This is a genomic window from Prevotella communis (assembly GCF_022024115.1).
Classification (GTDB): domain Bacteria; phylum Bacteroidota; class Bacteroidia; order Bacteroidales; family Bacteroidaceae; genus Prevotella; species Prevotella communis.
This window is the reverse complement of the sequence record NZ_CP091792.1, coordinates 1,054,778-1,080,064: the sequence shown is the minus strand read 5'-3', so window position 1 is coordinate 1,080,064 and position 25,287 is coordinate 1,054,778. Positions and strand designations below refer to the sequence as shown.

The window sequence follows — 25,287 nt, the reverse complement described above, 5'->3', positions numbered from 1 at the left end:
TACGTTTTAGAACATTTTTGCGTGCAAAGGTAAGAAATAATCAGGAAAAACAAGATAAAGTTTTGTTATTTCGCAGATTTTATTTAAATTTGCACAGTCAAAACAACCTAAGATGATCAATCCACTGCATAATCCCCATAGGGGGAGCGACTGTTGCGTATGGAAGCGAGGTCTTATCGCCTTGCTGGTTGTTTTGTTGTGTGGACTGACGCAAGGTTATGCGCAGGACCAGACAGAAGATGCCCTCCACTTCACTGCTGACGACCCGGTGGTCTATGAAGACACCTGGGACGTATGGCCCTACTCCTTCCTGGAAGACGGCAAGCCCACCGGCTACCGTGTGGACCTGATGAGGATGATTTTCGAGGAGCTGGGCATGCCCTATGAAATCAAGCTCAAAGACTTCCGCAAAGTACTGAATGACCTGAAAAGCGGCAAGGCCGACGTGATGATAGGCCTGAAGGCACCCTACCATGACAAATACGGCCAGTACGGCGGCATCGCGCTGAACCTGGCCACCCACAGCGTGGTCTATGCAAAAGGTGAACAGCAGCCCATCAAGACGCTCAACGACCTGGCAAGAAACCGCGTCATCGTGCACAAAGGCAGTTACAGTCACCACCTGATGCAGGAAAAGGGCTGGGAAAAGAACGCCATCCCCTATAACGACATGAAAGAGGCCATGCTGCAGGTGAGCACCGAGGGCGAGGGCATCATCGTATGGAACACGATGTCGCTGAAATGGCAGCTCAACCAATTCCATTCCGACAACCTGGAGATAAAGCCCATAGACATGCCCCACAGCGAATACAGGTTCATGGCCAACAACCCGCAACTGCTGGCGCTGATGGACAGCACCTATGCCGTGCTGCGCGCGCAGGACAGGCTGCAGGAGTTGCAGAACAAATGGTTCTATCCTGAGCGGAAGGACACCGGCATCCCCTCGTGGATATGGATGGTGGCCAACCTCCTGGTACTCTTCCTCGCAGGCATACTGGGCATCTACCTGTTCTACACCATACGAGCCAGACGCGCCACACGCGACATCCGCAGGGAGAACACCCGACTGGCACTGACGCTGAAAGCCAGTAACGTGAGGATATGGATCTACGACATCAGGCGGCAGACCGTGACCTGGCTCGACAAGAACGGCAACAACAAGCACGAATACACCCTGCTGCAGTTCTTCAGCAACTACACGTCGCAGGACCTGGAGCAGATGATGCAGGCACTGAACCGCATCACCAGTCAGGAGGTGGAGAACGCCGAACTGACGATGCAGGCGCCATCAGACGTGAACAGCAGCGACATACACGACTATGCCATCTCGCTCTCTGTGCTGCATCGCGACCGCAACGGCAAGCCTACCGTCATCATCGGCACACGCAATGACATCAGTGAGGACCGCCAGCGACAGAACAGGGTGAAGGACACGCTGATACGCTATCAGGCCATCTTTGACTCGGTGATGATCGACATGGTGTATTTCGACAAGAACGGCTTTATCGTGGACCTGAACGACAAGGCCTGCCATACTTTCGGCTGCAGGCGTGAGGACATCCTGAGCAAGGACATCCATATATGCGACCTCTACGGACTGAAGGAAGAGGACCTGCCGCAGGACAAGCAGGAGCCTTTCTACGCCAACATCAGACTGAAGGTACCCTTTGGCAGAGGTGTGCAGAAGGCCATCTCCTATGAACTGAAGTTGCAGCCCCTCTACGACGATAGCGGCAAGGTGCTGCAAGGCGGATACGGCACAGGACGCGACGTGACCGATATATCCAACTACCACCACCAGAGGCTGGAGGGCCTGCAGCAGTTGACCCAGGCCAACAAGGAGGTGAGCCGCTATATCGACAACATCAACTATGCACTGAAGGTGGGCGGCATGCGCTTCGTCATCTACCAGCCCGACACGCATATCATGTCTATCTACAGCACCATCAGCGACGTGCAGCAGCAACTGACCCAGACACATGCCATCCACCTGCTGGAAGAGGAATACAGGATGCAGGCCATGCAGATGCTGATGGATATGGACAGCCACAAGGCCACGCATATCGACGTCACGCTGAAGACCACGCTGAAGAATCCTGACGGTCAGCCGCTCTATATCCAACTGCTGCTGATACCATCGACATTCAGCCAGGGCAAGGAATACTTCGGTATCTGTCGTGACGTGAGCGAACAGAAGAACACGGAGGTGCTGCTGGAGAAGGAAACGGTGAAGGCGCAGGAGGTGGAGACCATCAAGAACGCGTTCCTGCACAATATGAACTACGAGATACGCACGCCGCTCAACTCTATCGTGGGTTTCGCGGAGTTCTTCCAGATGCCCCACTCGCCCGAGGACGAGGTTCTCTTCGTAGAAGAGATCAAGAACAACGCCGCCACGCTGCTGGCACTGATCAACAATATCCTGTTCCTGTCGAGAATTGACGCGGGCATGATCGAGATAAAGACAAAGCCCACGGACTTCGCCTTGGCGTTTGACAGCATGTGCAACACCTTCTGGGGCAATAATCACACGAAGGAGGGCGTTAATTTCATAGTGGAGAACCACTACAGTCACATGGTGCTCGACATCGACGTGCAGAACATCGGGGTTATCCTGGAGCAACTGATCAAGAACGCGAAGCAGTTTACGGAGAAGGGCTCCATCCGCGTGCACTATGACTACACGGGCGACCAGCTGATCGTGGCTGTGGAGGATACGGGCGGCGGCATCGAGCCCGAGCTGACCGACCATATCTTTGAGCGTTTCTCTACAGGGGCCAACAATGGCACCGGACTGGGCCTCAGCATCTGTCACGAGCTGACCAGGCTCATGAACGGCAGCATCAAAATCAAGTCGGCCGAGGGCAAGGGCACCACCGTATGGTTTGCCATTCCCTGTAAGGCCAAGGAAATAGAACGGAAGAATATCTGATATGATCAAGAGACACATCATCACACTGATCCTGGCACTGTCAGCGCTCACCGCCATGACAGCAGCACCGCAAGGCAGGCACGGACGTCCGTATACGGAGGCCGACCCGCTGGTGATGGTGTGCGACTGGAGTTTCCCGCCCTACGAGCTCAACAAGAATGGCACGCCCACGGGCTACTGCGTGGAGGTGATGGATGCCATCCTCAACAAGCTGGAGATACCCCACCGCTTCGAGATGCGCGACTGGACCAAGGCGATCGAGGCTTTTGAAAACGGACAGGCCGACATGATTCACGCCCTGGACGTGGTCTATGACAAGCCACCGTATGTACAGACGCAGAACTTCATGACGTTCTATAAGATTGAGGTGGCCTATCGCGATGACACCCCGCCACTGCGCTCGCTGAAGCAGTTGACCAGCGGGGACACCATCGTGGTCAAGAACAACGACTATGCGGCCGTATACCTGAACCAGCAGGAGTTCCGTCCGTATCATGTCAGATACGAGAATCCCCACGATGCCCTGGTGGCACTGTCGAACGGCGAGATCAAGTACTACCTATGGGGCAGCATGCCCCTGCGGCAGGAGATTCAGGAGATGGCGCTCGACAATGTGAGGACCTGCGACGTGGACATCCCCACCGGTGAACTGCACTTCACGAGTACGGACGAGGAACTGATCAACGACATCGACGAGGAGTTTGCCCGCATGATGCAGGAAGGCGAGCTGGAGGTGATCACTGACAAGTGGTTCCACCCGGAGCGCATCCACCACAACACGCCCAGATACGTGTTCTTCATCATCGGCCTGGTGGTGATGCTGATTATCGTCTTCATGATTCTCAGTCACTTGCTCAGACGTCAGATCAGGAAAAAGGCGGAGAAAACACGAGACCTTGGAAATATCATGGCGCAGGCTCTGAGCATGGGCCGTTTCTACGTCATTGAGCATAACCAGGCTACCGGACAGATTAGTAATGTCTATGGCAACCTGGTGCCTGAGGAAGGCATGGACGTGGAGGAGTTCTTCGACCAGATAGCCCCATCCGACGTAGAACATGCCCGTTCGGTCTATGGTCACCTGCTGAAGAATGCCAAACAGCCGTTCGACCTGGACTTCAAATGGAACGGACGTCAGTTGCATGGCAACTCTATTGCTGAGATGGAGGGCGACCAACTGACGCATATCATCAATATCGTGAAGGATATCACGCTCGAGGTGGAGCAGGACAGCGCCAATAAGGAGCTGGCCAACAGATACAGCAGGATATTCCACTCGAATGCTATCGCGATGTCGTTCTATGATGCCAGCGGCAAGCTCATCGACTTCAACGACAGCATGCGCGAGCTCTGTGTATTCACCGAGGAGAGTGAGGCATACTTCAGGAAGACCTGCATGTTTGACGCGCCCCTGCTGCAGACCGACTTCGACCGCACTAGCAAGCACTCGTTCCACGTGTGCCAGCGCATGTACTACCCTGAGATTGGCATCGACAAATACCTGGACTTCAGAATACGTCCTACCTTCGATGACCAGGACCACCTGCTGTATTATATCGTCACCTCGCGCGACGTCACCGCAGAGCGTGAGATGGACCTGGAGCAGCGCAAGCACGAGAAGAAGCTGAAACAGATCAGCAAGCGGGTGAGCCGCTATGAGCACGAGCTGAACTACCTGCTGAAGAATGGTAACATGTTTGTATGGTCCATCAGTTTCAAGACGATGGAGATTATCTTCTCAAGGTCGCTGTCGTCGTATGAATTCAAGGAGTCGTTTGAGGACTACCTGAACTCAATGTTTGAGGACGAGCGGGCTGCTGCCGCAAGCAACCTCAAGGCACTGATGGAGTCGAGGCAGCCGTTTAACAACACCCACCATTTCCTGTCGACACCCATCGACAACGGACCACAGTGGTATGCCATCAGTGGTATGCCCATTATTGAGGACGACGGCGAGTGCACGGGCTATTTCGGTGTGCTGAAGAATGTGAACGACCTGATGACGGTGCAGGAGCAACTGAAGAAGGAGCGTACCAGGGCAGAGGCATCGGGCACCATGAAGAGTGCGTTCCTGGCCAATATGACCCACGAGATACGTACGCCGCTAAATGCCATCGTAGGTTTCAGTGACCTGCTCCAGATTATCGACGAGCCGGCAGACCGTCAGGAGTTTATCCGCATCATACGCAACAACTGCGACATGCTGCTCCGACTTATCAACGATATTCTGGAAGCATCTGGCACAGGACAGACACTGGCTATCGCGCCTACTGACGTGGACTTCTCGCAGGTGTTCGACGATATCTGTCAGACACTGGCACAGCGTGTGCAGGAGCCCGGCGTGGAGTTCCTCAAGGAGAACCCCTACCCCACGCTCAACACCACACTGGACAAGGGACGCGTGCAACAGGTGATTACCAACTTCGTGACCAATGCGGTGAAATATACCCGCGAGGGACATATCAAGGTGGGGTACCGCAAGCAGGACGAAGGACTCTATATCTACTGCGAAGATACTGGTGCAGGCATCCCGAAGGACAAGCAGGCCAGCGTCTTTGAGCGTTTCGTCAAACTGAACGACTTCGTACAGGGCACGGGTCTGGGACTGAGTATCTGCAAGACCATTGCCGAACGGTGCAACGGAAAGATTGGCGTGTTCAGCGAGGGCGAGGGCAAAGGCTCTACCTTCTGGCTGTGGATTCCCTGTGAACTCAATAAAGACTAAATATAATCTTCTACAAAACAATGCAGATAAGTAAATATATGCTGGCCAGCGACCGTGATGCCCTGTGGGGACTCACAGCAACGACAATTGGCTATGAAGAGATAGGGCCCAACGACCCTTATCCTACTAGAGGTCATGCTGACGGCTACTATTTTGAACTGGAGAAAGGACGAGTCCTGTCTGAATATCAGTTGCTTTATATCATCGAAGGTGAAGGTATCTTCCACAGTCGCACCGTACCTGAGGTGCACCTGAAGGAGGGCGACTTCTTCCTGCTTTTCCCTGGCGAGTGGCACAGCTATCACCCCGTAGGTCCGAAGGGCTGGAAGAAATACTGGATTGGTTTCAAGGGCGAAAACATGGACGCACGCGTCAGGGCTGGTTTCCTGTCACCCACCAAGCCTGTCTATCACGTGGGCTTCTCGGATGCGGTGGTGAGCCTCTACAAACAGGCTTACAAGACGGCGCAGGAAGAGGCGGCCTACTCGCAGCAGCTGATGGCCGGCATCGTGAACCACCTGATTGGCATGATGTATTCGCTGGAGCGCAACATAGAACTGAAGAGCCGCAACCAGACGCATGTGGACATGATCAACAAGGCGCGTCTGCGCATCCGCGAATCACTGGAGAGTTCGCTCACCATTCAAGAGGTGGCCGAGGAACTGGGTGTCAGCTACTCTAATTTCCGCAAGTTGTTCAAGGAACATACGGGATTGTCGCCTGCCACCTATCAGCAGGACCTGCGCCTGCAGCGTGCCAAGGAGCTGCTTTCCACGACGGATATGAGCATCAAGGAAATAGCCTACCAACTCAATTTCGAGTCGCCCGACTATTTCTCTGCCAAGTTTAAGCTCAAGACTGGTAGGAAGCCCAGTGAACTACGTAATCAATGATGGAGTTAAAGGAGTTAAGGAGTTAAGACAAAACTGACGTCTTAACTCCTTAACTCCTAAAAGAACAGTTTCTCTACCCAGTAGCATCCTATACCAGCCAAATAACCGGCAAAAGCTACCCAGGTTATTTTCTTCAGGTACCAGCCAAAGGAAATCTTCTCGAGGCCCATCACGACAACACCAGCAGCACTGCCGATAATCAGCATGGAGCCACCTACGCCGGCACAGTAGGCCAACAGCTGCCAGAACACGCCGTCAACAGCCATCGCATCGCCTGCAACATCTGATACAGGATACATACCCATACAACCGGCTACCAGCGGTACATTATCTACGATAGACGACAGCACACCGATGATACCGTTAATCAGATAGTAATTGCCTGCAAAGGCTTCGTTCAGTCCCTCACCCATCGTCTTCAGCACACCGATTTCCTGGAGCACGGCCACAGCCATCAGGATGCCCAGGAAGAACATGATAGTAGAGAGGTCTATCTTTGACAGCAGGTCGCTGACGCGTTTTGCCATGGTGTCGTCCTCACCCGTCTCCTGCATACGGTGGAAGATTTCCGTCACCGTCCACAGCAGGCCGAGCACCAGGAGGATACCCATAAACGGAGGCAGGTGGGTGATGGTCTTGAAGACAGGCACGAAGACCAGTCCGCCTACGCCCAACCAGAAGATAACCTTGCGCTGATTCTTAGTAAAGGCCGTTATCTCCGTGCACTTCAGGTTCTGCTCCTTGTCAAACTTGCCTTTCAACTGGAGACTCAGAACGGCAGCAGGAATCACCATCGACACCAGCGAAGGAATGAAGATTTCTGTCAGCACGCCCTGGGTCGTTATCACGCCCTTGATCCACAGCATGATGGTGGTCACGTCGCCAATCGGCGAGAAAGCACCACCCGAGTTGGCCGAGATGATAATCAGGCCGGCATAGATCAGGCGCTCCTCGCGACTCTGCACCAGTTTGCGCAGCACCATAATCATCACGATAGAGGTGGTGAGGTTGTCGAGGATGGCCGACAGGAAGAAGGTCATGAAGGCCACGCGCCACATCAGCTTTCTTTTTGAGCGCGTCTTGATGGCATCGCGCACGAAGTTGAAACCGCCATTGGAGTCCACAATCTCTACGATGGTCATGGCGCCCATCAGGAAGAAGAGGGTCTCGCTAGCATCGCCCAGATGATGCTGAATGCGCTCTGTGACATAGCTCACACCATCGGGCATGTCAGGAAAGAATCCTTGCACACCAACCATCAGCAATGTCCAGCACCCCACACACATCAACAAGGCGATAGCTGCTTTGTTGATCTCGAACACACTCTCGAGGGCAATACACAGGTAGCCCACGACGAAAAGTGTGATAATCAAAACTGTAAATGTCATGTCTTATGCTATACTTTTTATAATATTAATAATGTCGTCTTCACAAATTGGCTGCAAAAGTACGAAAAAAAGTGATTCAAACAAAAAACTATGCCCAAAAATCAAATTATGAGGTCAAGAATGGGCAAATCTCTGTACTTTTGTGGGCAATTAGGCTAAAACACTAAAACATCAAATGGAAAATAAGAAATATTTCTTTGCCGTGGACCTGGGCGCCACCAGCGGACGCACCATCATCGGCAATATCGCAGACGGGAAATTTGAACTGGAAGAGGTGACCCGCTTCCCCAACAACCTCATTGAGCAGGGCGGTCACTACTACTGGGATATCTACGCCCTCTACTTCGAGATTATCAAGGGTCTGAAAGAGGTAGCTCAACGTGGACTGGAGATCACCTCTATAGGTATCGACACTTGGGGGGTGGACTTTGTGTGCATAGGCGACGATGGTGCCATCCTGAGAAACCCACGTGCCTATCGCGATCCCATCACCTTCGACGCCATGGACGACTACCTGCGCCACGTTGTTTCGCAACGTGAGGTATACGACGTCACTGGTATCCAGTTCATGAACTTCAACTCTATCTTCCAGCTTTACGCCATGAAGCGCGAGGGCAACTCGGCTTTCCGCAACGCGCAGAAGATTCTCTTTGTGCCCGATGCACTGAGCTGGATGCTCACGGGCAACGAGGTTTGCGAATATACCATCGCCTCAACATCACAGCTCCTCGACCCACGCACAAAGCAACTGGACGAGCGTCTGCTGAACTCACTGGGACTGACACGTGCCAAATTCGGCAAGATGGTGAACCCAGGCACCATGATTGGGGTACTGACGGACGAGGTGCAGCGCCTCACTGGTCTGGGTCCGGTACCTGTCATCGCCGTAGCCGGTCACGACACTGGCAGCGCTGTGGCTGCCGTACCTGCCAAGGACGAGAAATTTGCTTATCTTAGCAGTGGCACCTGGAGTCTGATGGGTATCGAGACTAAGGATGCCGTGATCAGCGATCTCTCGTACGAGCGCAACTTCACCAACGAGGGTGGCATCGAGGGTACCACACGCTTTCTGAAGAATATCTGTGGCATGTGGCTCTATGAGCGCTGCCGCCTGGAGTGGCCGGAGGAGGTACGCAAGTTGTCACACCCCGAACTGCAGGGTCAGGCCATGACGGTAGAGCCCTTCCGCTCTATCATCAACCCTGATGATGCGGCTTTTGCGGCTCCCACAAGTATGATTGCTGCCATTCAGAAATACTGTCGCGACACGAACCAGCCCGTTCCTGAGACACCAGCAGAGATATGCCGTTGTATCTTCGACTCGCTGGCCCTGCGCTATCGTCAGGTGTTCACCTGGCTGCAGGAGTTTGCCCCCTTCCGCCTGGATGTGCTCCATATCATCGGTGGCGGTTCGCTGAACAAATACCTGAACCAGTTTACTGCCAACTCTACAGGCGCCACCGTACTGGCAGGACCCCAGGAGTGCACGGCCATCGGCAATATCATGTTGCAGGCCAAGGCGGCCAATATGGTGAAGGACATCTGGGAGATGCGCCAGATCATCGCCAACTCCATCGAGATGGTGAAATACGAGCCACAGGACAAGGCGGCTTGGGAAGAGGCTTATCAGAAATATCTAAATATCATCAACAAATAAAAAACAAAACAAATGAAAGCAGAACTGATTGAAAAAGCTTATGCCGTAGCGAAAGACCGCTATGCTGCTATTGGCGTCGATACCGATGCCGTACTTGACCAGCTCCAGAAACAGCAGATTTCTCTGCATTGCTGGCAGACCGACGACGTGGTAGGTTTCGAGCGCAACGAGGCTCTCTCTGGTGGTATCCAGACCACAGGTAACTACCCCGGCCGTGCCCGTAACATCGACGAGGTGCGTCAGGATATTGAGTTCGTAAAGACTTTGCTGGGTGGTAACCACCGCCTGAACCTGCACGAGATATATGGTGACTTCGGAGGTAAGTTCGTAGACCGCGACCAGGTGGGCGTAGAGCACTTCCAGAGCTGGATTGACTGGGCTAAGGAGAACAACATGAAGCTCGACTTCAACTCTACTTCGTTCTCTCACCCCAAGAGTGGAGACCTCACACTGAGCAACCCCGACAAGGGCATCCGTGATTTCTGGATTGAGCACACCAAACGTTGCCGTCGTATCGCCGACGCCATGGGTAAGGCACAGAACGACCCCTGTATCATGAATATCTGGGTACACGACGGAAGCAAGGATATGCCCGTACAGCGCAAGAAGTATCGTGAGCTGCTGGCTGCTTCTCTCGACGAGATTATGGAGGAGAAGCTCGACGGCGTGAAGAACTGCTTTGAGGCTAAGTTGTTTGGTATCGGTCTGGAGAGCTACACTGTAGGCTCACACGACTTCTACACCGCTTACTGCGCTACCCGCAAGCAGATGTACACCATCGATACTGGTCACTACGAGCAGACAGAGAACGTATCTGACTTCGTTTCTACCCTGCTGATGTACGTGCCCGAGCTGATGCTCCACGTGAGCCGCCCTGTACGTTGGGACTCAGACCACGTAACCATCATGAACGACCAGACACTGGATCTGTTCAAGGAACTGGTACGCTGCGATGCCCTGGACCGCGCTCACGTAGGTCTCGACTACTTCGATGCTTCCATCAACCGTATCGGTGCTTACATCATCGGTAGCCGTGCCACTCAGAAGTGTATCCTCCAGGCTCTGCTCGAGCCCAAGGCTAAGCTCCGCGAATATGAGGACAACGGTCAGTACTTCGAGCGTCTGGCACTGATGGAAGAGGCTAAGTCAATGCCTTTCGGTGCTGTGTTCGATTACTTCAACCTGAAGAACAACGTACCCGTGGGCGAGGAGTATATCGCTGCCATCCAGGAGTACGAGAAGAATGTGACGAGCAAGCGCTAATCACTGTTTTAGGTAATTTTGGTGGGCTCCCGACTTATTCCGGGGGCCCTTTTTTCATCCTTTTAAATAAATAATGTAGGGAAAAAGGTCGTTTATTGTTGAAAAAATTGTAATTTTGCATCCGTTTAAAACCGAGTATTATTACCTAAACTATAAACGATGAGAAAAAAAATAAAATCTTTGGTGTTGTTTGCAGCAATGTCTGTCACAACAGCAACAGCACAGGATGGACCAACAATGGGATGGAGTTCGTGGAACACGTTTGAACTCAACATCAGTGAATCGATTATCAAGGGACAGGCAGCTGCAATGGTCTCGAAGGGGCTGTTTGACGCGGGCTACGACCATATCAATATTGATGACGGCTATTTTGGCGGACGCGATGCAGCAACGGGCAAACTGAAGATTCACCCCACACGCTTTCCCAACGGACTTCAACCCGTGGTTGACTTTATTCACTCAAAAGGCCTGAAGGCCGGCATCTACAGTGATGGTGGCTACAACACTTGCGGCAGCTACCATGGCGGCGACAAAGACGGTGAAGGCGTGGGGCTGTATCAGCACGACCAGCAGGATTGTGACTTCTTTTTCAAGGAACTGGGTTTCGACTTTATTAAGGTGGATTTCTGTGGTGGCGACCCCGTTCATAATAAGGACGGTTTGGATCTTGACGAGAAGGCCCGCTATACCGCTATCGCCCAAGCTATCAAAAATACCGGTCGTACCGATGTACGCATGAACATCTGCCGTTGGGCTTACCCTGGCACATGGGCTAACAATGCAGGTTTCTCATGGCGCACCACGCAGGACATCTTCTCCAACTGGGACTCCATAAAGGACATCCTGAAGCAGAACCTTTATATGAGTGCCTACAGCAGCAAGGGGCACTACAACGACATGGATATGCTCGAAGTGGGTGTCAACAAATGGGGTAATGAACTCACCGCCGAAGAAGCCAAGACCCACTTTGGCATGTGGTGTATCATGAACTCGCCTCTGCTTATCGGCTGTAATATAAATAGCCTCAGCACCACCAACCTCAACCTGCTGAAGAACAAGGAACTCATCGCCCTGAATCAGGACACACTCTACCAGCAGGCCTATCTGGCAGCCAAGGTCAACGACTGCTACATCATGGTGAAGGATATTGAGAAGCACTATGGCAACAAACGTGCTTTCGCCATTTACAATCCCAACGATGCGGCCAAGAAGGTGACACTGAACTTCAAGGATATAGACCTGGCCGACAGTGTGGCACTGCACGACTGCTTCACAAAGAAGGATATCGGCAAGTTCTACGGGACCTACGAGGTCACCGTTCCCAAGCATGGCACAAAAATCTATGTGGCCGAGGCCGACACCCGACTGGAGCGCACCCGCTATGAGGCAGAGACGGGCTACAGCAAGGCCTATTCTGAGATTGACTGGAACATCTGCCAGTACTCAGAGGCCTCCTACTGCTCTGGTGGCTACAAAGTGGGCTACATCGGTGGCAGCAACAGCAACAACTACCTGGAGTGGAGCAATGTGTACAGCAAGGAAGGTGGTGACTACAAACTCACCATCGGCTATATCTGTGGTGAGAATCGCACTATCAATGTCTATGTGAACGGCAAGAAAGCAAAAGGACTCAGTTGCAATTCTGGTGGCTGGGAAAAGGTTGGCAAGAAAACGCTCGACATCACTCTGGAGAAAGGTGAGAACACCATCCGCTTAGTGAATACCAGTGGCTGGCTGCCCGATATGGACTATATCGACGTGACGCCTGCTATACCTACTTCCGTTGGCATGATAAAAGACGAGGCAAACAAGCCTCAACGTCTGTTCGACTTGCAGGGACGCGAGGTGAAGGGCGCACAGGCTCACGGCATCGTGGTGAGCAACAACCGCAAGATAATCAGGAAATAATTCATTTAACAAACAAACAATACTAATTCATTACTAAACAACATGGAAATTGTTATCGGACTAATCATTATCGCGATTGGCGCTTTCTGCCAGTCGTCATGTTACGTACCTATCAACAAGATCAAGGACTGGTCTTGGGAGTCTTACTGGATTGTGCAGGGTGTCTTCGCCTGGCTGCTCCTGCCCCTGTTGGGCGCACTGTTGGCAGTACCTGCAGGCCATTCGCTGTTTGAGCTCTTCACAGCCGAACAGTCATTCAATATCTGGATGACGATCCTCTTCGGTGTGCTGTGGGGCGTGGGCGGACTGACCTTCGGTCTCTCTATGCGCTACCTGGGTGTGGCACTTGGCCAGAGCATCGCCCTGGGTACCTGCGCCGGTCTGGGAACCATCATGGGACCTGTGCTGCTCAACATCTTCTTCCCTGAGCAGGATCCCCTGTCAAAACTGACCTTCTCAGTGATTCTGGGTGTGGTAGTCACGCTTGTGGGCATCGCCATCATCGGTGTGGCAGGTTCCATGAAGTCGGCTGGCCTCTCTGAGGAGGAGAAGAAGGCTGCCGTGAAGGACTTCAACTTCCCCAAGGGACTGACCATCGCCTTGCTTGCCGGTTTCATGAGTGGCTGTTTCAACGTAGGTCTCACCTTCGGTGCCGACATCAAGTTCGCTGAGACGCAGGAGATGTTTGCCGCCCTGCCCGCCACCTTCCTGGTGACCCTGGGCGGATTTGTCACCAATGCCATCTACTGTTTCTACCAGAACCAGAAGAACAAGACATGGGGCGACTATAAGAAAGGCAGTGTATGGGGCAACAATGTGGTGTTCTGTCTGCTGGCCGGTGCCCTGTGGTATTCACAGTTCTTCGGACTCTCACTGGGTCAGAGCTTCTTCGAGAAGGGCGGCACCATGTTTGTCCTGTCGTTCTGTATCCTGATGGCACTCAACGTGGTATTCTCTAATGTATGGGGTATCATCCTCAAGGAGTGGAAGGGATGTTCCGGCAAGACCATCAGCGTACTGATTGCAGGTATCGCAGTGCTGATTATCTCTACCTTCCTGCCTACTATCATCGATAGCCTCAGCAAGTAACAAGCGTCTTTTAATCAAGGAAATGCGTTTTTTCGAGCAAAACATTTGCTTTTCTCGAAAAAACGCATTATCTTTGCGGCTAGTTAACGAAACTTAAACAATACAAATATTATCACATGAAGTACAGAATCTTTCTTTCAATGGTGGCAATGCTGTTTGCTATCAATGTTTCTGCGCAGGAAACAAAAGACTATCCCCACGCTTTTATCGGTGTGCAGGGTGGTGTGATGAGAGCCTATAACGGTCAGGGAATAGACCGCAAATGGAATCCCATGGGCGCTGTTTCCCTGGGATACAACTTCACCAGCGTGTTTGGAATGCGTCTGCAGGCTAATGGAAGCACCTGGAAGGCAACACTGCCCGATGGTTCTGAATACAAGAGCAAGATTGGCAACATCGACCTCGATATGATGTTCAACCTCTCTAACGTATTCTTCCCCCATCAGAAGAACACTGTGAACCTGATTGCCATTGCAGGCGTACCCTTTGAACTGGCTGTGCCCCACGCATGGGTCGACAACAACGCACGTGCCACCGCTTATGGCAGTGACCGCTGGAACACCGCATGGAAGGTGGGCGGTATGATTGACTTCAACCTGTCAAAGCACTGGGGATTCAACATCGAGGCTGGTACCAACTATATCCGTCAGAACAACGAGGTATACGTTGATAACAACAAGTGGTGGCCTTATGCCATGGCTGGTCTGACGTTCAAGTTCGGCCACAAGAAGGCAAAGGCAGAAGAGCCTGCCGTTATCGAGGAAAAAGAGTATGTCTATGTAGAGGAGCCTGCCGAGGTGAAGCCTGAGCCCAAGCCTGAGCCCAAGCCCGAACCAAAGCCAGACCCCGCACCTGTGGTGAAGAAGCCCGTGAAGATTACAGAGAATATCTTCTTTGATCTGGCAAAGGCCGACATCAAGGATGAGCAGGCTGGCAAGATTGACAAGATCATGGAATGGGCCAACGAGCATCCAAAGGCTAACATCGTGCTCACCGGCTATGCTGACAAAGAGACTGGTAATGCCAGTGTCAACAAGCGTATCGCCAAGCAGCGTGCCAACGCCGTGAAGAAGGCACTCGTAGAGAAAGGTATTGCAGCAGACCGTCTGAAGATTGAGGTGAAGGGCGATACCGAACAGCCATTTGCCAATAATGACGACAACCGTGCAGTGATAGCCTTTGGCGAAGAGTAACCCCTACCCTGTCAACATAGAACAAATCAAAGCCCCAGCATTTCTCAACGCTGGGGCTTTTTAATTACCCGTTAATAAGTAATAATATAATATGTAGTCAGTAGTTGTTTTCTTATCTGGGCAGGTTGAAGGCCTTTGTCATCTCCTTCATCTGCTCATCACTCATGCCCTCGGGTTCGAAACCCATGCATTTTGAGTTGATGTAAATCTTGGCACTCTTTGAGAGCACATCAATCTGGTCGAAAGCATCCATCACGTCAGTACCCTTGGCAAAGACGCCATGCTTCTCCCACATCACCACATCATAGTTCTCCAGTTCTTTCAGTGTAGCATCAGCCAGTGCGTTGGAACCAGGCAGGGTGTAAGGCACGATACCCAGACCCAGCGGACAGAAAGCCTTGGTCTCTGGAATCATACTCCACAGAATCTTCGTCAGCACATCCTTACCCAGGAATGCACGGTTATGACTCATAGCCACCAGTTCGATGGGGTGTGTATGAACCGTTGCCTTATAGCCGGAATTGGTCTCAATCTGACGGGCATGAACGGTGAGGTGACTGGGCAGTTCGCTGGTAGGCATCACAGCGTTGTCAGCAATAATCACATACGAAGCGCAGTCGTCAAGGATACGAATCACAGATCCGTTGTCCATAGGCCAGCGAGCCAGGTCGCGCATACGCTTGCCTGTACCCTTGCAATAGAAGTAACAGCCCTTCAGTGCAGGCAATGTCACACCAATCTGCTTCACGTCACTGATAGGAGCCATGCTGCGAATCTCGTCGTCAACATACTCTGTAATATTCACTGTGATATTTCCGCCGTTGCGCTCAGCCCATCCGTTTTGCCACAGATAGCCGGCCACCTCAGCGATTTTCTCAATCTCCGCCTTCAAGGCAGGACGTCCGTCTAAGATACTCTTCATAATCTATAGTTTTCTTTGCATTTGCAAAGGTATACCTATTTTTAAGTACCCAGCACAATAATTTGATTTTTAACCCCTGAATTATGATTTACGGTTTGATTTATGTCAATCACATGAAATTAAATTAAAATATGGCGAAAGATTTGGTAAATTACCCGTCATTTTGTACCTTTGCACTTATGAATAATATACAATGGAGCGAGAATGTTATCATAGCGGATGCAGCCCTTGTAGACAGAGTGGCATTCGACTTGATAGTGAATTTTGAACGAATGCTGGAAAGGCGGATTCCGCAGGCTGACATGGCCAAATGGGTGGAGTGTATCGCACTGGACGGCGGACTCAGGAACGGTGAGCATCAGACGACCGTCATACTGACGCACGACAAGGAAATGACGGCGATGAAAAACTTCGTGCCAGGGCAGTTCTCAGAGGAACTGGACGGAAAGGCCTTCAAGGGTAACCTGGGCGAGTTTTGCTTCAGCACACCCAATGGCGAAGGATTCGTTGACAAGGACTCGCTATTCCTGGACACGCTCCAGACCGTGATGCAGCAGAAAGAGGTGAAACGCGTGATGGTGATACCTGAGGAATCGCTATATAATAATGTACGCGATATCGTGCGCAAGGCAGAAGATGACCTGAAGCGTGTCACCGTGTTTGCCATGCAGCCCATGACGGGCGGCGGGTTCTGTCAGGAGATACTGGGCTACTCGCTGATGGCCGCGCTGGGTATCAGAGGGGAAGAGTTGGAGGCAGGAGTTAAGAGTTAAGAATTAAGAGTTAAGAGCTAAGAAATAAACTATAAAAAACTATGAGCAGTATATTAGACAAGCTATTCGCTGCCGTGCCCTATGAGCAACTTTGGCAGTGGGGACTCACCTTTTGTAAGAATCTGGTAGTAGCAGCCATTGTGTATTTCATTGGTCGCTATCTGATTAAACTGATTATCAAGCTGTTTACCAAGATGCTGGAGAAGAGCAAGGTGGACGCTACGCTCTATACCTTCCTCAACAGTATCATCAACGTGGTATGCTGGTTTGTGCTTATCATCATCATCGTAGGCATCCTGGGCATCGAGACCTCTTCATTCATTGCCCTGTTTGCATCAGCAGGTGTGGCCATCGGTATGGCACTGAGCGGCACGCTGCAGAATTTCGCCGGTGGCGTGATGATTCTGCTGTTCCGTCCGTTTAAGGTGGGCGACTTCATCGAGGCGCAGGGCTATGCCGGCATCGTGAAGGAGATTCAGATTTTCAATACCATCATCCGTACTGGTGATGCCCAGATCATCCTGATTCCAAACGGTACGCTGAGCAGTGGCACCATGAAGAATTCCTCCAAGGAGCTCTATCGTCGTGTGGACCTGGAGTTTCAGTTTGAATATGGTGCCGACTACAATGAGGTAAAGGCAGCCATCATGGATATCCTGAAGAGTCACCCACAGGTCATTCAGGGTCCCGTAGAGGATTCTCCCATCGTGGCAGAGCCCTGGATTGGTCTGCTGAACCTGGGCGAGAGCGGCGTAACGGTTGTCACCCGCTCTTGGTGTAAGGGTGCCGACTACTGGGCTGTCTATTTCAACCTGAATGAGACTGTCTACCAGATGTTGAAGGAACGTGGCTTCATGTTCCCATTCAACCGTGTAGATGTTAACATACTGAACAACAAATAAATAAAATATGTCAAGAGTATTAATGATTGGCGCCGGTGGCGTCGCTACAGTAGCAGCATTCAAGATTGCACAGAATGCTGACGTATTTACAGAATTCATGATTGCCAGTCGCAGAAAGGCTAAGTGCGACAAGATAGTAGAGGATATTCACAAGGCTGGATACAAACTGGACATCAAGACCGCCCAGGTGGATGCCGACGATGTAGAGCAGTTGAAGGCGCTCTTCAACGACTTCAAGCCTGAGTTGGTAATCAACCTGGCCCTGCCCTATCAGGACCTGACCATCATGGATGCCTGTCTGGCATGCGGATGCAACTATCTGGATACCGCCAACTACGAACCCAAGGACGAGGCTCACTTTGAGTACTCATGGCAGTGGGCTTATCGCGAGCGTTTCGAGAAGGCCGGTCTGACAGCCATCCTTGGTTGTGGCTTCGACCCGGGTGTAACATCTGTCTACACCGCCTATGCTGCCAAGCACCACTTCAAGGAGATTCAGTATCTGGATATCGTTGACTGTAACGCTGGCGACCACCACAAGGCTTTCGCCACCAACTTCAACCCGGAGATTAATATCCGCGAGATTACCCAGAAGGGACTCTACTGGGAAAATGGCAAGTGGGTTGAGACCGAACCTCTGGAAATCCATAAGGACCTGACCTACCCCGAAATTGGTCCTCGCGACAGCTACCTGCTGCACCACGAGGAGATTGAGTCACTGGTTATCAACTACCCCACCATCAAGCGTGCCCGCTTCTGGATGACCTTTGGTCAGCAGTACCTGAAGCACCTGGAGGTGATTCAGAACATTGGCATGAGCCGTATCGACGAGGTGGAGTACGAGGCTCCATTGGCCGACGGTACCGGCACTGCAAAGGTGAAGATTGTGCCTCTGCAGTTCCTCAAGGCCGTGCTGCCCAACCCACAGGATCTGGGCGAGAACTACGAGGGTCAGACTTCTATCGGCTGTCGCATCCGTGGTATCGGCAACGATGGCAAGGAGCATACCTATTATGTATACAACAACTGCAGCCACCGTGCCGCCTACGAGGAGACTGGCATGCAGGGTGTCAGCTATACCACAGGTGTACCCGCTATGATTGGTGCCATGATGTTCTGCAAGGGTCTTTGGAATACGCCCGGCGTTCACAACGTAGAGGAGTTTGATCCCGATCCATTCATGGAACAGCTCAACAAGCAGGGTCTGCCCTGGCACGAGATTCACGACGGAGACCTGGAGCTCTAATGTTGTGATAACGATATAACGTAATAACGAAAAAAAAGAAAAAAGACCATATGGCAAAGAAAGAAGAAACAGAACAGTTGACTCCTCAACAGGAGAAAATGAAGGCCTTGCAGGCTGCCATGGCGAAGATCGAGAAAGACTTCGGTAAGGGTAGTATCATGCGCATGGGCGAGGAAAGCGTGGAAAACGTGGAGGTCATCCCCACCGGTTCTATCGCACTGAATGCTGCCCTTGGCGTAGGTGGCTATCCAAAGGGACGTATCATCGAAATCTATGGTCCTGAGTCATCAGGTAAGACCACTCTGGCTATCCATGCCATCGCAGAATGCCAGAAGAATGGCGGTATTGCAGCCTTTATCGACGCAGAGCATGCCTTCGACCGTTTCTATGCACAGAAGCTGGGTGTCGATATTGACAACCTGTATATCTCACAGCCCGACAATGGTGAACAGGCTCTTGAGATTGCCGACCAGCTGATTCGCTCGGCTGCTATCGACATCATTGTGATTGACTCTGTAGCCGCCCTGACGCCTAAGAAGGAGATTGAGGGCGATATGGGTGATTCAGCAGTAGGTCTGCACGCACGTCTGATGAGCCAGGCCCTGCGCAAAGTCACCTCTACCATCGCCAAGACCAACACCACCTGTATCTTCATCAACCAGTTGCGTGAGAAGATTGGTGTCATGTTTGGCAATCCTGAGACAACCACTGGTGGTAACGCCCTGAAGTTCTACGCTTCCGTACGTCTGGATATCCGTAAGGTGACCTCTATCAAGGATGGCGACAACATCATTGGTAACCAGGTCCGCGTGAAGGTGGTAAAGAACAAGGTGGCTCCTCCTTTCCGCAAGGCAGAGTTTGAGATCACCTTCGGCGAGGGTATCTCAAAGATTGGCGAGATTGTAGACCTGGGTGTAGAACTGGGTATCATCAAGAAGAGTGGCTCATGGTTCTCTTACGGAGAATCAAAACTGGCTCAGGGACGTGATGCCGTGAAGAATCTGCTGAAGGACAACCCCGAGCTTTGTGAGGAACTGGAGGCAAAGATTATGGAGAAACTACACGAGCAGTAAGCAAGAGTAGAAATCAAAATAAAAAGGGCAATTTCGATTGCCCTTTTTATTTTAATGCTTCACGCTCTTCACTTTCTTGGTTTTCTTATCCATGAAGACACAAGCATATCGCTGGTTCACGCTCTTATACTCCATCGTATAGGTCTTGTCGTCCACTTCCCTCCTGCTGCTTGGTTCGCCAAGGGCCAGCAGCACCTCGGCCTCAGTGAAACCAGGACGGGCCACACCTTTCTGGATATCTACCATATGTTCCTTCTTAACACCTGGGATATCCAGAGGATTACCCTCAGCAAACAGGTTGTTGTAAAGGTCCTCATGCGTACCTGCGATATCACCGGACACATCCTGACTCACAAAGGTGACCTCCTTCGTATAGGTCTTGCCTGAACCGAGTCCGCGCAGTGTCATCTTGACATAATGGGTACCACGCTGGGCACGCACATCCTTGATTCTGAATGTTGACAGGCGTGCAGCCTTCGTAGGTTTGCCATTCTGGTCAGTAAAGACAGATGCATACAATGTATAGACCTCCTTACCTATATATTTCTTATAAGCAGAACTTGCTGCCATATTGTCAGCAGGCAGTTCAAAGGCACCACGGAAGGTATGGAACTTCATATTGCTGATTTCAAACTCCTCGTCACGCATACCACTGTTGGTCTTACTGATAGCCACATTCTGATAGAACTCACGTCCTGACTCATCAGCCACGATAATCTTTACGGGGAAGTTACGCGTGCCTACGCCTACAGCCACAACCTTCACCTCCGTACCAGGTTTCACATCCGTGATGGTCTTGTAGCCATCACCATCCAGTTCTGTATCCACATAATACTCACTGGCCAGGGTAAACAGCGTCTTATCCTTGAAAAACTCGATAGCAGCATCCACATCACCCAGATATGCCAGGGTGGGCACACCCAGTTTGCCAAAGCAGTAGTCATCGAATGATGCTGTGGGCACCTCGAAATAGTAAGCCTTGCCATCATCCTCGCACTTGAAGTTCACACGCTCGTGCAGTCCACCGGTATTCTCATGTCCCTGATAGACCATAATCTTATGACGGAGTTTCAGACTGCTCACCATCTGACCTGTCTCTGCATCGGCAAAAGTCTTGATGACCATATCCTTCTTGTCGGGAATCACCATGAAGCGCATACCTTCTCCCCAGTCGCACATGCTGACATGACGGAAGAAGCGGCTCAGCGTATCCTGAGGTTCCTCCGTTTCCTTAGCGGCCTGAGGATCCTCTGCAGAAGTTGCGACAACAGTCTTCTTAGCGCCCTTCGTTTTCACGATATACTTATTCTCCTGAGCCGAGGCACCAATGACAGCCACGGCCATGACAACCATCACAAATAGTCTTTTCATAACGTTATGTTGATTGATAACGAGTGCAAAGATATAATTTTTTTCTGACTTATGACAAAATGACGTGACAAAAAATCGATTATGGGGATTTTTTTCACTTTTGGCACGCACTTTGCTAGATTGTCAGTGACATATTTTGAATAATAACAAAAAAAATAAATACAATTATGGGAAAGATTATTGGAATTGACTTAGGTACAACAAACTCTTGTGTATCTGTATTCGAAGGCAACGAGCCTGTTGTTATCGCTAATAGCGAGGGTAAGCGCACAACGCCTTCTGTAGTAGGTTTCGTTGAGGGTGGCGAACGTAAGATTGGCGATCCCGCCAAGCGTCAGGCTATCACCAACCCCAAGAACACCGTTTATTCTATTAAGCGTTTCATGGGTGAGACATGGCAGCAGACCGAGAAGGAGATCTCACGCGTACCATTTAATGTAGTAAACGAGGGTGGCTATCCCCGTGTTGACATCGATGGCCGTAAGTATACGCCTCAGGAAATCTCTGCTATGGTGCTTCAAAAGATGAAGAAGACCGCAGAGGACTATCTGGGTCAGGAGGTGACTGAAGCCGTTATCACCGTGCCCGCATACTTCTCAGACTCTCAGCGTCAGGCTACTAAGGAAGCCGGTCAGATTGCTGGCTTGAACGTACGTCGTATCGTGAACGAGCCTACAGCAGCTGCTCTGGCTTACGGTATCGACAAGACCAACAAGGATATGAAGATTGCCGTGTTCGACCTCGGTGGTGGTACTTTCGATATCTCTATCCTCGACTTCGGTGGTGGTGTGTTCGAGGTGCTCTCTACCAATGGTGACACACACCTGGGTGGTGACGACTTCGACCAGGTAATCATCGACTGGCTGGTACAGGAATTCAAGAACGACGAGGGTGCAGACCTGAAGAGTGATCCTATGGCTATGCAGCGTCTGAAGGAGGCTGCTGAGAAGGCTAAGATTGAGTTGTCAAGCACTACTTCTACAGAGATTAACCTGCCCTACATCATGCCCGTAGGTGGTGTTCCCAAGCACTTGGTGAAGACCCTGACACGTGCTAAGTTCGAGCAGCTGGCCCACAACCTGATTCAGGCTTGCCTGGTACCTTGCCAGAACGCCGTTCGCGATGCAGGTATCTCAACATCAGATATCGACGAAGTGATTCTCGTAGGTGGTTCAAGCCGTATTCCTGCTGTGCAGACACTGGTAAAGAACTATTTCGGCAAGGAGCCTTCAAAGGGTGTGAACCCCGACGAGGTAGTAGCTGTAGGTGCAGCTATCCAGGGTGCTATCCTTAACCAGGAGACTGGTCAGGACATCGTATTGCTCGACGTTACTCCTCTGACTCTGGGTATTGAGACCCTGGGTGGCGTAATGACCAAGCTGATTGATGCCAACACAACTATTCCTTGCAAGCAGAGCCAGGTATTCTCTACTGCAGCTGACAATCAGACAGAGGTAACCATCCACGTACTGCAGGGTGAGCGTCCTATGGCTTCTCAGAACAAGAGCCTGGGTCAGTTTAACCTCACCGGAATCGCTCCCGCCCGTCGCGGTGTGCCTCAGATTGAGGTAACCTTCGACATCGACGCCAACGGTATCGTGAAGGTAAGTGCTAAGGATAAGGCTACCGGTAAGGAGCAGGCCATCCGCATCGAGGCTTCATCTGGTCTGTCACAGGACGAGATCAACCGCATGAAGGCTGAGGCCGAGGCTAATGCTGAGAACGATAAGAAGGAGCGCGAGCGCATCGACAAGATGAACCAGGCCGACTCTATGATTTTCCAAACTGAGACCTTCCTCAACGAGAATGGTGACAAGCTGGGTGCCGACAAGGCTAACGTAGAGGCTGCTGTCAACCAGCTGAAGGAAGCTCACAAGGCAGGTGATGTTGCTGCTATCGACACAGCCATGAACAACCTGAACCAGGTGATGCAGGCTGCTTCTCAGAAGATGTACCAGCAGGCAGGCGCAGGTCAGCCCGGTGCCGATGCAGGTCAGCAGCAGTACCAGGGTGGTCAGCAGACTCAGTCAAATCCTAACGATGACGTTCAGGACGCTGACTTCGAGGAAGTGAAGTAAATACCACATATGACAATGATGAAGGCGTGCATCCGAAAGGTTGCACGCTTTTTTTTGCCTCAAAGAGCGTGATTCTTCAGATAATTTGCATAACTTTGCACCCCGTATGGACGACAAGCACTATCTTCTCAGCCTTATTCGTGAAGGCGAACACCAGCAGCAAGACTTCAAATATCGCGTTGCCGATGCCTGCAAACTGGCAAAAACGGTATCGGCTTTTGCCAATACCGATGGCGGCCGCCTGCTGATTGGCGTGCGCGACGACGGACATCTCTCGGGGGTACGAAGCGAGGAGGAGATCTACATGATGCATCAGGCGGCTTACAAATACTGCAAGCCCGAGGCGAGCATCAAGTTTGATACCTATCATGTAGAGGGCAGGACCATTGTCATTGCCACCGTTCCGCCCTCCCCCAACCGTCCTATCTGTGCTTTGGATGAAGAAGGTAGCAAGCGTGCCTATATCCGCATTGCCGACGAGAACATCGTTGCCTCGCCTGTTCATCTGGCTCTTTGGCGCGAACAGCAAAAGCCTCAGGGGGCCATCATGACCTACAACGACACAGTGAGACAATTGCTCAATGCCATTGAGGGACAGCGCACACTGAACCAGATAGTACGCTCCTCGCGATTGCCCCGTCCAAAAGTCATCGCTCTGCTGGCCCGTCTTATCCGCTTTGGCATCGTTCGCTGGGAGTACCAAAGCCAGCAGTTCCTATTCAGTCAGATATAATCCCACCTAAAAAGAGTTCATAAATATGTCGCTTGGCGGTTTCGGGCTTCACGGCCTCGTCAAGCGGTACGTCAGGCGGATTGATGCATTCTACACGTTCAAAACCTGCATCGAGCAACGCCTCACGATCACTAATGCGACCAGCTATCAGCCAGGTGGGTACATGGTATTTCTTTGCTCGCTGCAAGATGCCGAAGGGCAGTTTACCCATCAGCGTCTGACAATCAGCAGAGCCCTCGCCCGTAATGACCAGCGAGGCATCTTGTAATAAAGTATCGAAGTGGACGCTGTCAAGCAACAGGTCAATACCCGAACGGCATTCAGCATTCATATATTGCAGGAAAGCATAGCCCAAGCCGCCCGCCGCACCGGCTCCTGGCATATCCTGGCGGTCGTAGCCCATGTGTCTGGATGAGACTTCCGCAAAACGACGGGCTCGTGCATCGAGGGCAAGCACCTGTTCCTGTGTTGCTCCCTTTTGAGGCGCGAACACATGTGCAGCGCCCTTCTCACCGCAAAGCGGATTGGTCACGTCAGTAGCAATCGTGAAATGTACATGACTCAGTTCCCTGACATCATCCCAACTGCCATGACGGGCGAAGGCATCGATAATAGCCCGTAGCATCCCGATACCACAATCGCTGGTAGCGCTGCCACCGAGCCCCACGATAATATGCCTGCATCCGCGCCTTACAGCATCCACCACCAGCTGGCCTGTGCCATAGCTCGTTGCCACCATAGGATTACGTTCCTCTGCCGTGAGCAGTGTCAGTCCGCTGGCCTTCGCTATTTCTATCACCGCTGTATCGTCTTTCACCAGATACTGCGCCATGATGGTTCGCATCATTGGATCCTTCACGTTCACGTCTACTACCTCTCCGCCAAGGACATCCTTGAATGCCTCCAGCCAGCCCTCGCCGCCATCACTTACGGGAATACTGACGACCTCTGCCTCAGGCATAGACAAGGCAAAGCCATCCGCTGCAGCCCTGTTGGCTTCATTAGATGTCAGACAACCCTTCAGGGAGTCGATGGCTATAATAATCTTTTTCATATGACGGCGCAAAGATACGAATTAATCCTGGAAACCAGACAAACGGAGCAATTCTTTTTCCCCCTACTCTCTTTCAATGCCACACAC

The 25,287-nt window shown here is 51.6% G+C and carries 18 protein-coding genes; 14 read left to right on the top strand and 4 right to left on the bottom strand.

The features are described from left to right. Positions 1 to 112 precede the first annotated feature (112 nt). The 3 genes from L6468_RS04185 to L6468_RS04175 are packed head-to-tail and all read left to right on the top strand — an operon-like array spanning position 113 to position 6,550. A complete protein-coding gene (locus L6468_RS04185) occupies positions 113 to 2,932 on the top strand; it encodes an ATP-binding protein (RefSeq protein ID WP_237795617.1) in 2,820 nt (939 codons plus the stop codon). A 1-nt stretch (position 2,933) separates the two neighbouring features. After that, positions 2,934 to 5,657, top strand: coding sequence for an ATP-binding protein (locus L6468_RS04180; RefSeq protein ID WP_091816129.1), 2,724 nt, complete (start codon positions 2,934 to 2,936; stop codon positions 5,655 to 5,657). Positions 5,658 to 5,677: 20 nt separating this feature from the next. After that, the gene (locus tag L6468_RS04175; RefSeq protein WP_091816131.1) at positions 5,678 to 6,550 is read left to right on the top strand and encodes a helix-turn-helix domain-containing protein; all 873 of its coding nucleotides are present in this window, start codon (positions 5,678 to 5,680) and stop codon (positions 6,548 to 6,550) included. Positions 6,551 to 6,606: 56 nt separating this feature from the next. On the opposite strand, the gene nhaD is transcribed toward L6468_RS04175, so the two are convergent. Next, entirely contained in the window at positions 6,607 to 7,938 is a 1,332-nt protein-coding gene (nhaD, locus tag L6468_RS04170; RefSeq protein ID WP_237795615.1) for a sodium:proton antiporter NhaD, read from the bottom strand. 175 nt (positions 7,939 to 8,113) lie between these two features. Between nhaD and L6468_RS04165 the strand changes: the two genes are divergently transcribed. The 5 genes from L6468_RS04165 (at position 8,114) to L6468_RS04145 (ending at position 15,048) form a co-directional block, all read left to right on the top strand. Then, on the top strand, positions 8,114 to 9,595 hold the full coding sequence (locus L6468_RS04165) for a rhamnulokinase (RefSeq protein WP_091851579.1): 1,482 nt from the start codon (positions 8,114 to 8,116) through the stop codon (positions 9,593 to 9,595). A gap of 12 nt (positions 9,596 to 9,607) precedes the next feature. After that, positions 9,608 to 10,858 (top strand): L-rhamnose isomerase, encoded by a 1,251-nt coding sequence (locus tag L6468_RS04160; protein WP_237795608.1) that lies wholly within the window; start codon positions 9,608 to 9,610, stop codon positions 10,856 to 10,858. 159 nt (positions 10,859 to 11,017) lie between these two features. Continuing rightward, positions 11,018 to 12,766, top strand: a complete 1,749-nt coding sequence (locus L6468_RS04155) for an alpha-galactosidase D (RefSeq protein WP_237795605.1) — start codon at positions 11,018 to 11,020, stop codon at positions 12,764 to 12,766. A 42-nt stretch (positions 12,767 to 12,808) separates the two neighbouring features. Next, on the top strand, positions 12,809 to 13,855 hold the full coding sequence (locus tag L6468_RS04150) for an L-rhamnose/proton symporter RhaT (RefSeq protein ID WP_237795603.1): 1,047 nt from the start codon (positions 12,809 to 12,811) through the stop codon (positions 13,853 to 13,855). Between the two features lie 116 nt (positions 13,856 to 13,971). Then, positions 13,972 to 15,048, top strand: coding sequence for an OmpA family protein (locus L6468_RS04145; RefSeq protein WP_237795601.1), 1,077 nt, complete (start codon positions 13,972 to 13,974; stop codon positions 15,046 to 15,048). A gap of 112 nt (positions 15,049 to 15,160) precedes the next feature. Here the strand turns inward: L6468_RS04145 and rhaD are convergent, their stop codons facing one another. Beyond that, positions 15,161 to 15,970, bottom strand: a complete 810-nt coding sequence (gene rhaD, locus L6468_RS04140; protein ID WP_237795599.1) for a rhamnulose-1-phosphate aldolase — start codon at positions 15,968 to 15,970, stop codon at positions 15,161 to 15,163. A 179-nt stretch (positions 15,971 to 16,149) separates the two neighbouring features. Here rhaD and L6468_RS04135 point away from each other — a divergent pair, with 179 nt between their 5' ends. From L6468_RS04135 to recA, 4 genes are read left to right on the top strand one after another with little or no spacing between them, the layout of a single operon-like run. Next, positions 16,150 to 16,743: a DUF6621 family protein gene (locus tag L6468_RS04135; RefSeq protein ID WP_237795597.1), complete on the top strand. Its 594-nt coding sequence runs from the start codon at positions 16,150 to 16,152 to the stop codon at positions 16,741 to 16,743. Positions 16,744 to 16,784: 41 nt separating this feature from the next. Next, positions 16,785 to 17,645, top strand: a complete 861-nt coding sequence (locus L6468_RS04130; RefSeq protein ID WP_091816155.1) for a mechanosensitive ion channel family protein — start codon at positions 16,785 to 16,787, stop codon at positions 17,643 to 17,645. A gap of 7 nt (positions 17,646 to 17,652) precedes the next feature. Next, complete coding sequence (locus L6468_RS04125; RefSeq protein WP_091816158.1) at positions 17,653 to 18,891, top strand: saccharopine dehydrogenase family protein; 1,239 nt, start codon at positions 17,653 to 17,655, stop codon at positions 18,889 to 18,891. Between the two features lie 50 nt (positions 18,892 to 18,941). Next, positions 18,942 to 19,964, top strand: coding sequence for a recombinase RecA (recA, locus tag L6468_RS04120; protein ID WP_091816160.1), 1,023 nt, complete (start codon positions 18,942 to 18,944; stop codon positions 19,962 to 19,964). 51 nt (positions 19,965 to 20,015) lie between these two features. On the opposite strand, the gene L6468_RS04115 is transcribed toward recA, so the two are convergent. After that, positions 20,016 to 21,335, bottom strand: coding sequence for a hypothetical protein (locus tag L6468_RS04115; RefSeq protein ID WP_237795595.1), 1,320 nt, complete (start codon positions 21,333 to 21,335; stop codon positions 20,016 to 20,018). 167 nt (positions 21,336 to 21,502) lie between these two features. On the opposite strand from L6468_RS04115, the gene dnaK reads away from it, so the two are divergent. Then, on the top strand, positions 21,503 to 23,413 hold the full coding sequence (dnaK, locus tag L6468_RS04110; RefSeq protein WP_237795593.1) for a molecular chaperone DnaK: 1,911 nt from the start codon (positions 21,503 to 21,505) through the stop codon (positions 23,411 to 23,413). 106 nt (positions 23,414 to 23,519) lie between these two features. Continuing rightward, the gene (locus L6468_RS04105) at positions 23,520 to 24,146 is read left to right on the top strand and encodes an AlbA family DNA-binding domain-containing protein (RefSeq protein ID WP_237795584.1); all 627 of its coding nucleotides are present in this window, start codon (positions 23,520 to 23,522) and stop codon (positions 24,144 to 24,146) included. Here L6468_RS04105 and L6468_RS04100 read toward each other — a convergent pair. Further along, the gene (locus L6468_RS04100; RefSeq protein WP_237795582.1) at positions 24,133 to 25,200 is read right to left on the bottom strand and encodes a glycerate kinase family protein; all 1,068 of its coding nucleotides are present in this window, start codon (positions 25,198 to 25,200) and stop codon (positions 24,133 to 24,135) included. The two genes, L6468_RS04105 and L6468_RS04100, sit on opposite strands and share 14 nt — an antisense overlap. Positions 25,201 to 25,287: the final 87 nt, after the last annotated feature.

Bases quoted from the DNA above. Each gene is read 5' to 3' on its own strand.
- rhaD (WP_237795599.1), bottom strand. From the start codon at position 15,970: ATGAAGAGTATCTTAGACGGACGTCCTGCCTTGAAGGCGGAGATTGAG.
- L6468_RS04185 (WP_237795617.1), top strand. From the start codon at position 113: ATGATCAATCCACTGCATAATCCCCATAGGGGGAGCGACTGTTGCGTA.
- L6468_RS04155 (WP_237795605.1), top strand. From the start codon at position 11,018: ATGAGAAAAAAAATAAAATCTTTGGTGTTGTTTGCAGCAATGTCTGTC.
- L6468_RS04160 (WP_237795608.1), top strand. From the start codon at position 9,608: ATGAAAGCAGAACTGATTGAAAAAGCTTATGCCGTAGCGAAAGACCGC.
- nhaD (WP_237795615.1), bottom strand. From the start codon at position 7,938: ATGACATTTACAGTTTTGATTATCACACTTTTCGTCGTGGGCTACCTG.
- recA (WP_091816160.1), top strand. From the start codon at position 18,942: ATGGCAAAGAAAGAAGAAACAGAACAGTTGACTCCTCAACAGGAGAAA.
- L6468_RS04130 (WP_091816155.1), top strand. From the start codon at position 16,785: ATGAGCAGTATATTAGACAAGCTATTCGCTGCCGTGCCCTATGAGCAA.
- L6468_RS04150 (WP_237795603.1), top strand. From the start codon at position 12,809: ATGGAAATTGTTATCGGACTAATCATTATCGCGATTGGCGCTTTCTGC.
- L6468_RS04180 (WP_091816129.1), top strand. From the start codon at position 2,934: ATGATCAAGAGACACATCATCACACTGATCCTGGCACTGTCAGCGCTC.
- L6468_RS04105 (WP_237795584.1), top strand. From the start codon at position 23,520: ATGGACGACAAGCACTATCTTCTCAGCCTTATTCGTGAAGGCGAACAC.
- L6468_RS04175 (WP_091816131.1), top strand. From the start codon at position 5,678: ATGCAGATAAGTAAATATATGCTGGCCAGCGACCGTGATGCCCTGTGG.
- dnaK (WP_237795593.1), top strand. From the start codon at position 21,503: ATGGGAAAGATTATTGGAATTGACTTAGGTACAACAAACTCTTGTGTA.
- L6468_RS04145 (WP_237795601.1), top strand. From the start codon at position 13,972: ATGAAGTACAGAATCTTTCTTTCAATGGTGGCAATGCTGTTTGCTATC.
- L6468_RS04125 (WP_091816158.1), top strand. From the start codon at position 17,653: ATGTCAAGAGTATTAATGATTGGCGCCGGTGGCGTCGCTACAGTAGCA.
- L6468_RS04135 (WP_237795597.1), top strand. From the start codon at position 16,150: ATGAATAATATACAATGGAGCGAGAATGTTATCATAGCGGATGCAGCC.
- L6468_RS04115 (WP_237795595.1), bottom strand. From the start codon at position 21,335: ATGAAAAGACTATTTGTGATGGTTGTCATGGCCGTGGCTGTCATTGGT.
- L6468_RS04165 (WP_091851579.1), top strand. From the start codon at position 8,114: ATGGAAAATAAGAAATATTTCTTTGCCGTGGACCTGGGCGCCACCAGC.
- L6468_RS04100 (WP_237795582.1), bottom strand. From the start codon at position 25,200: ATGAAAAAGATTATTATAGCCATCGACTCCCTGAAGGGTTGTCTGACA.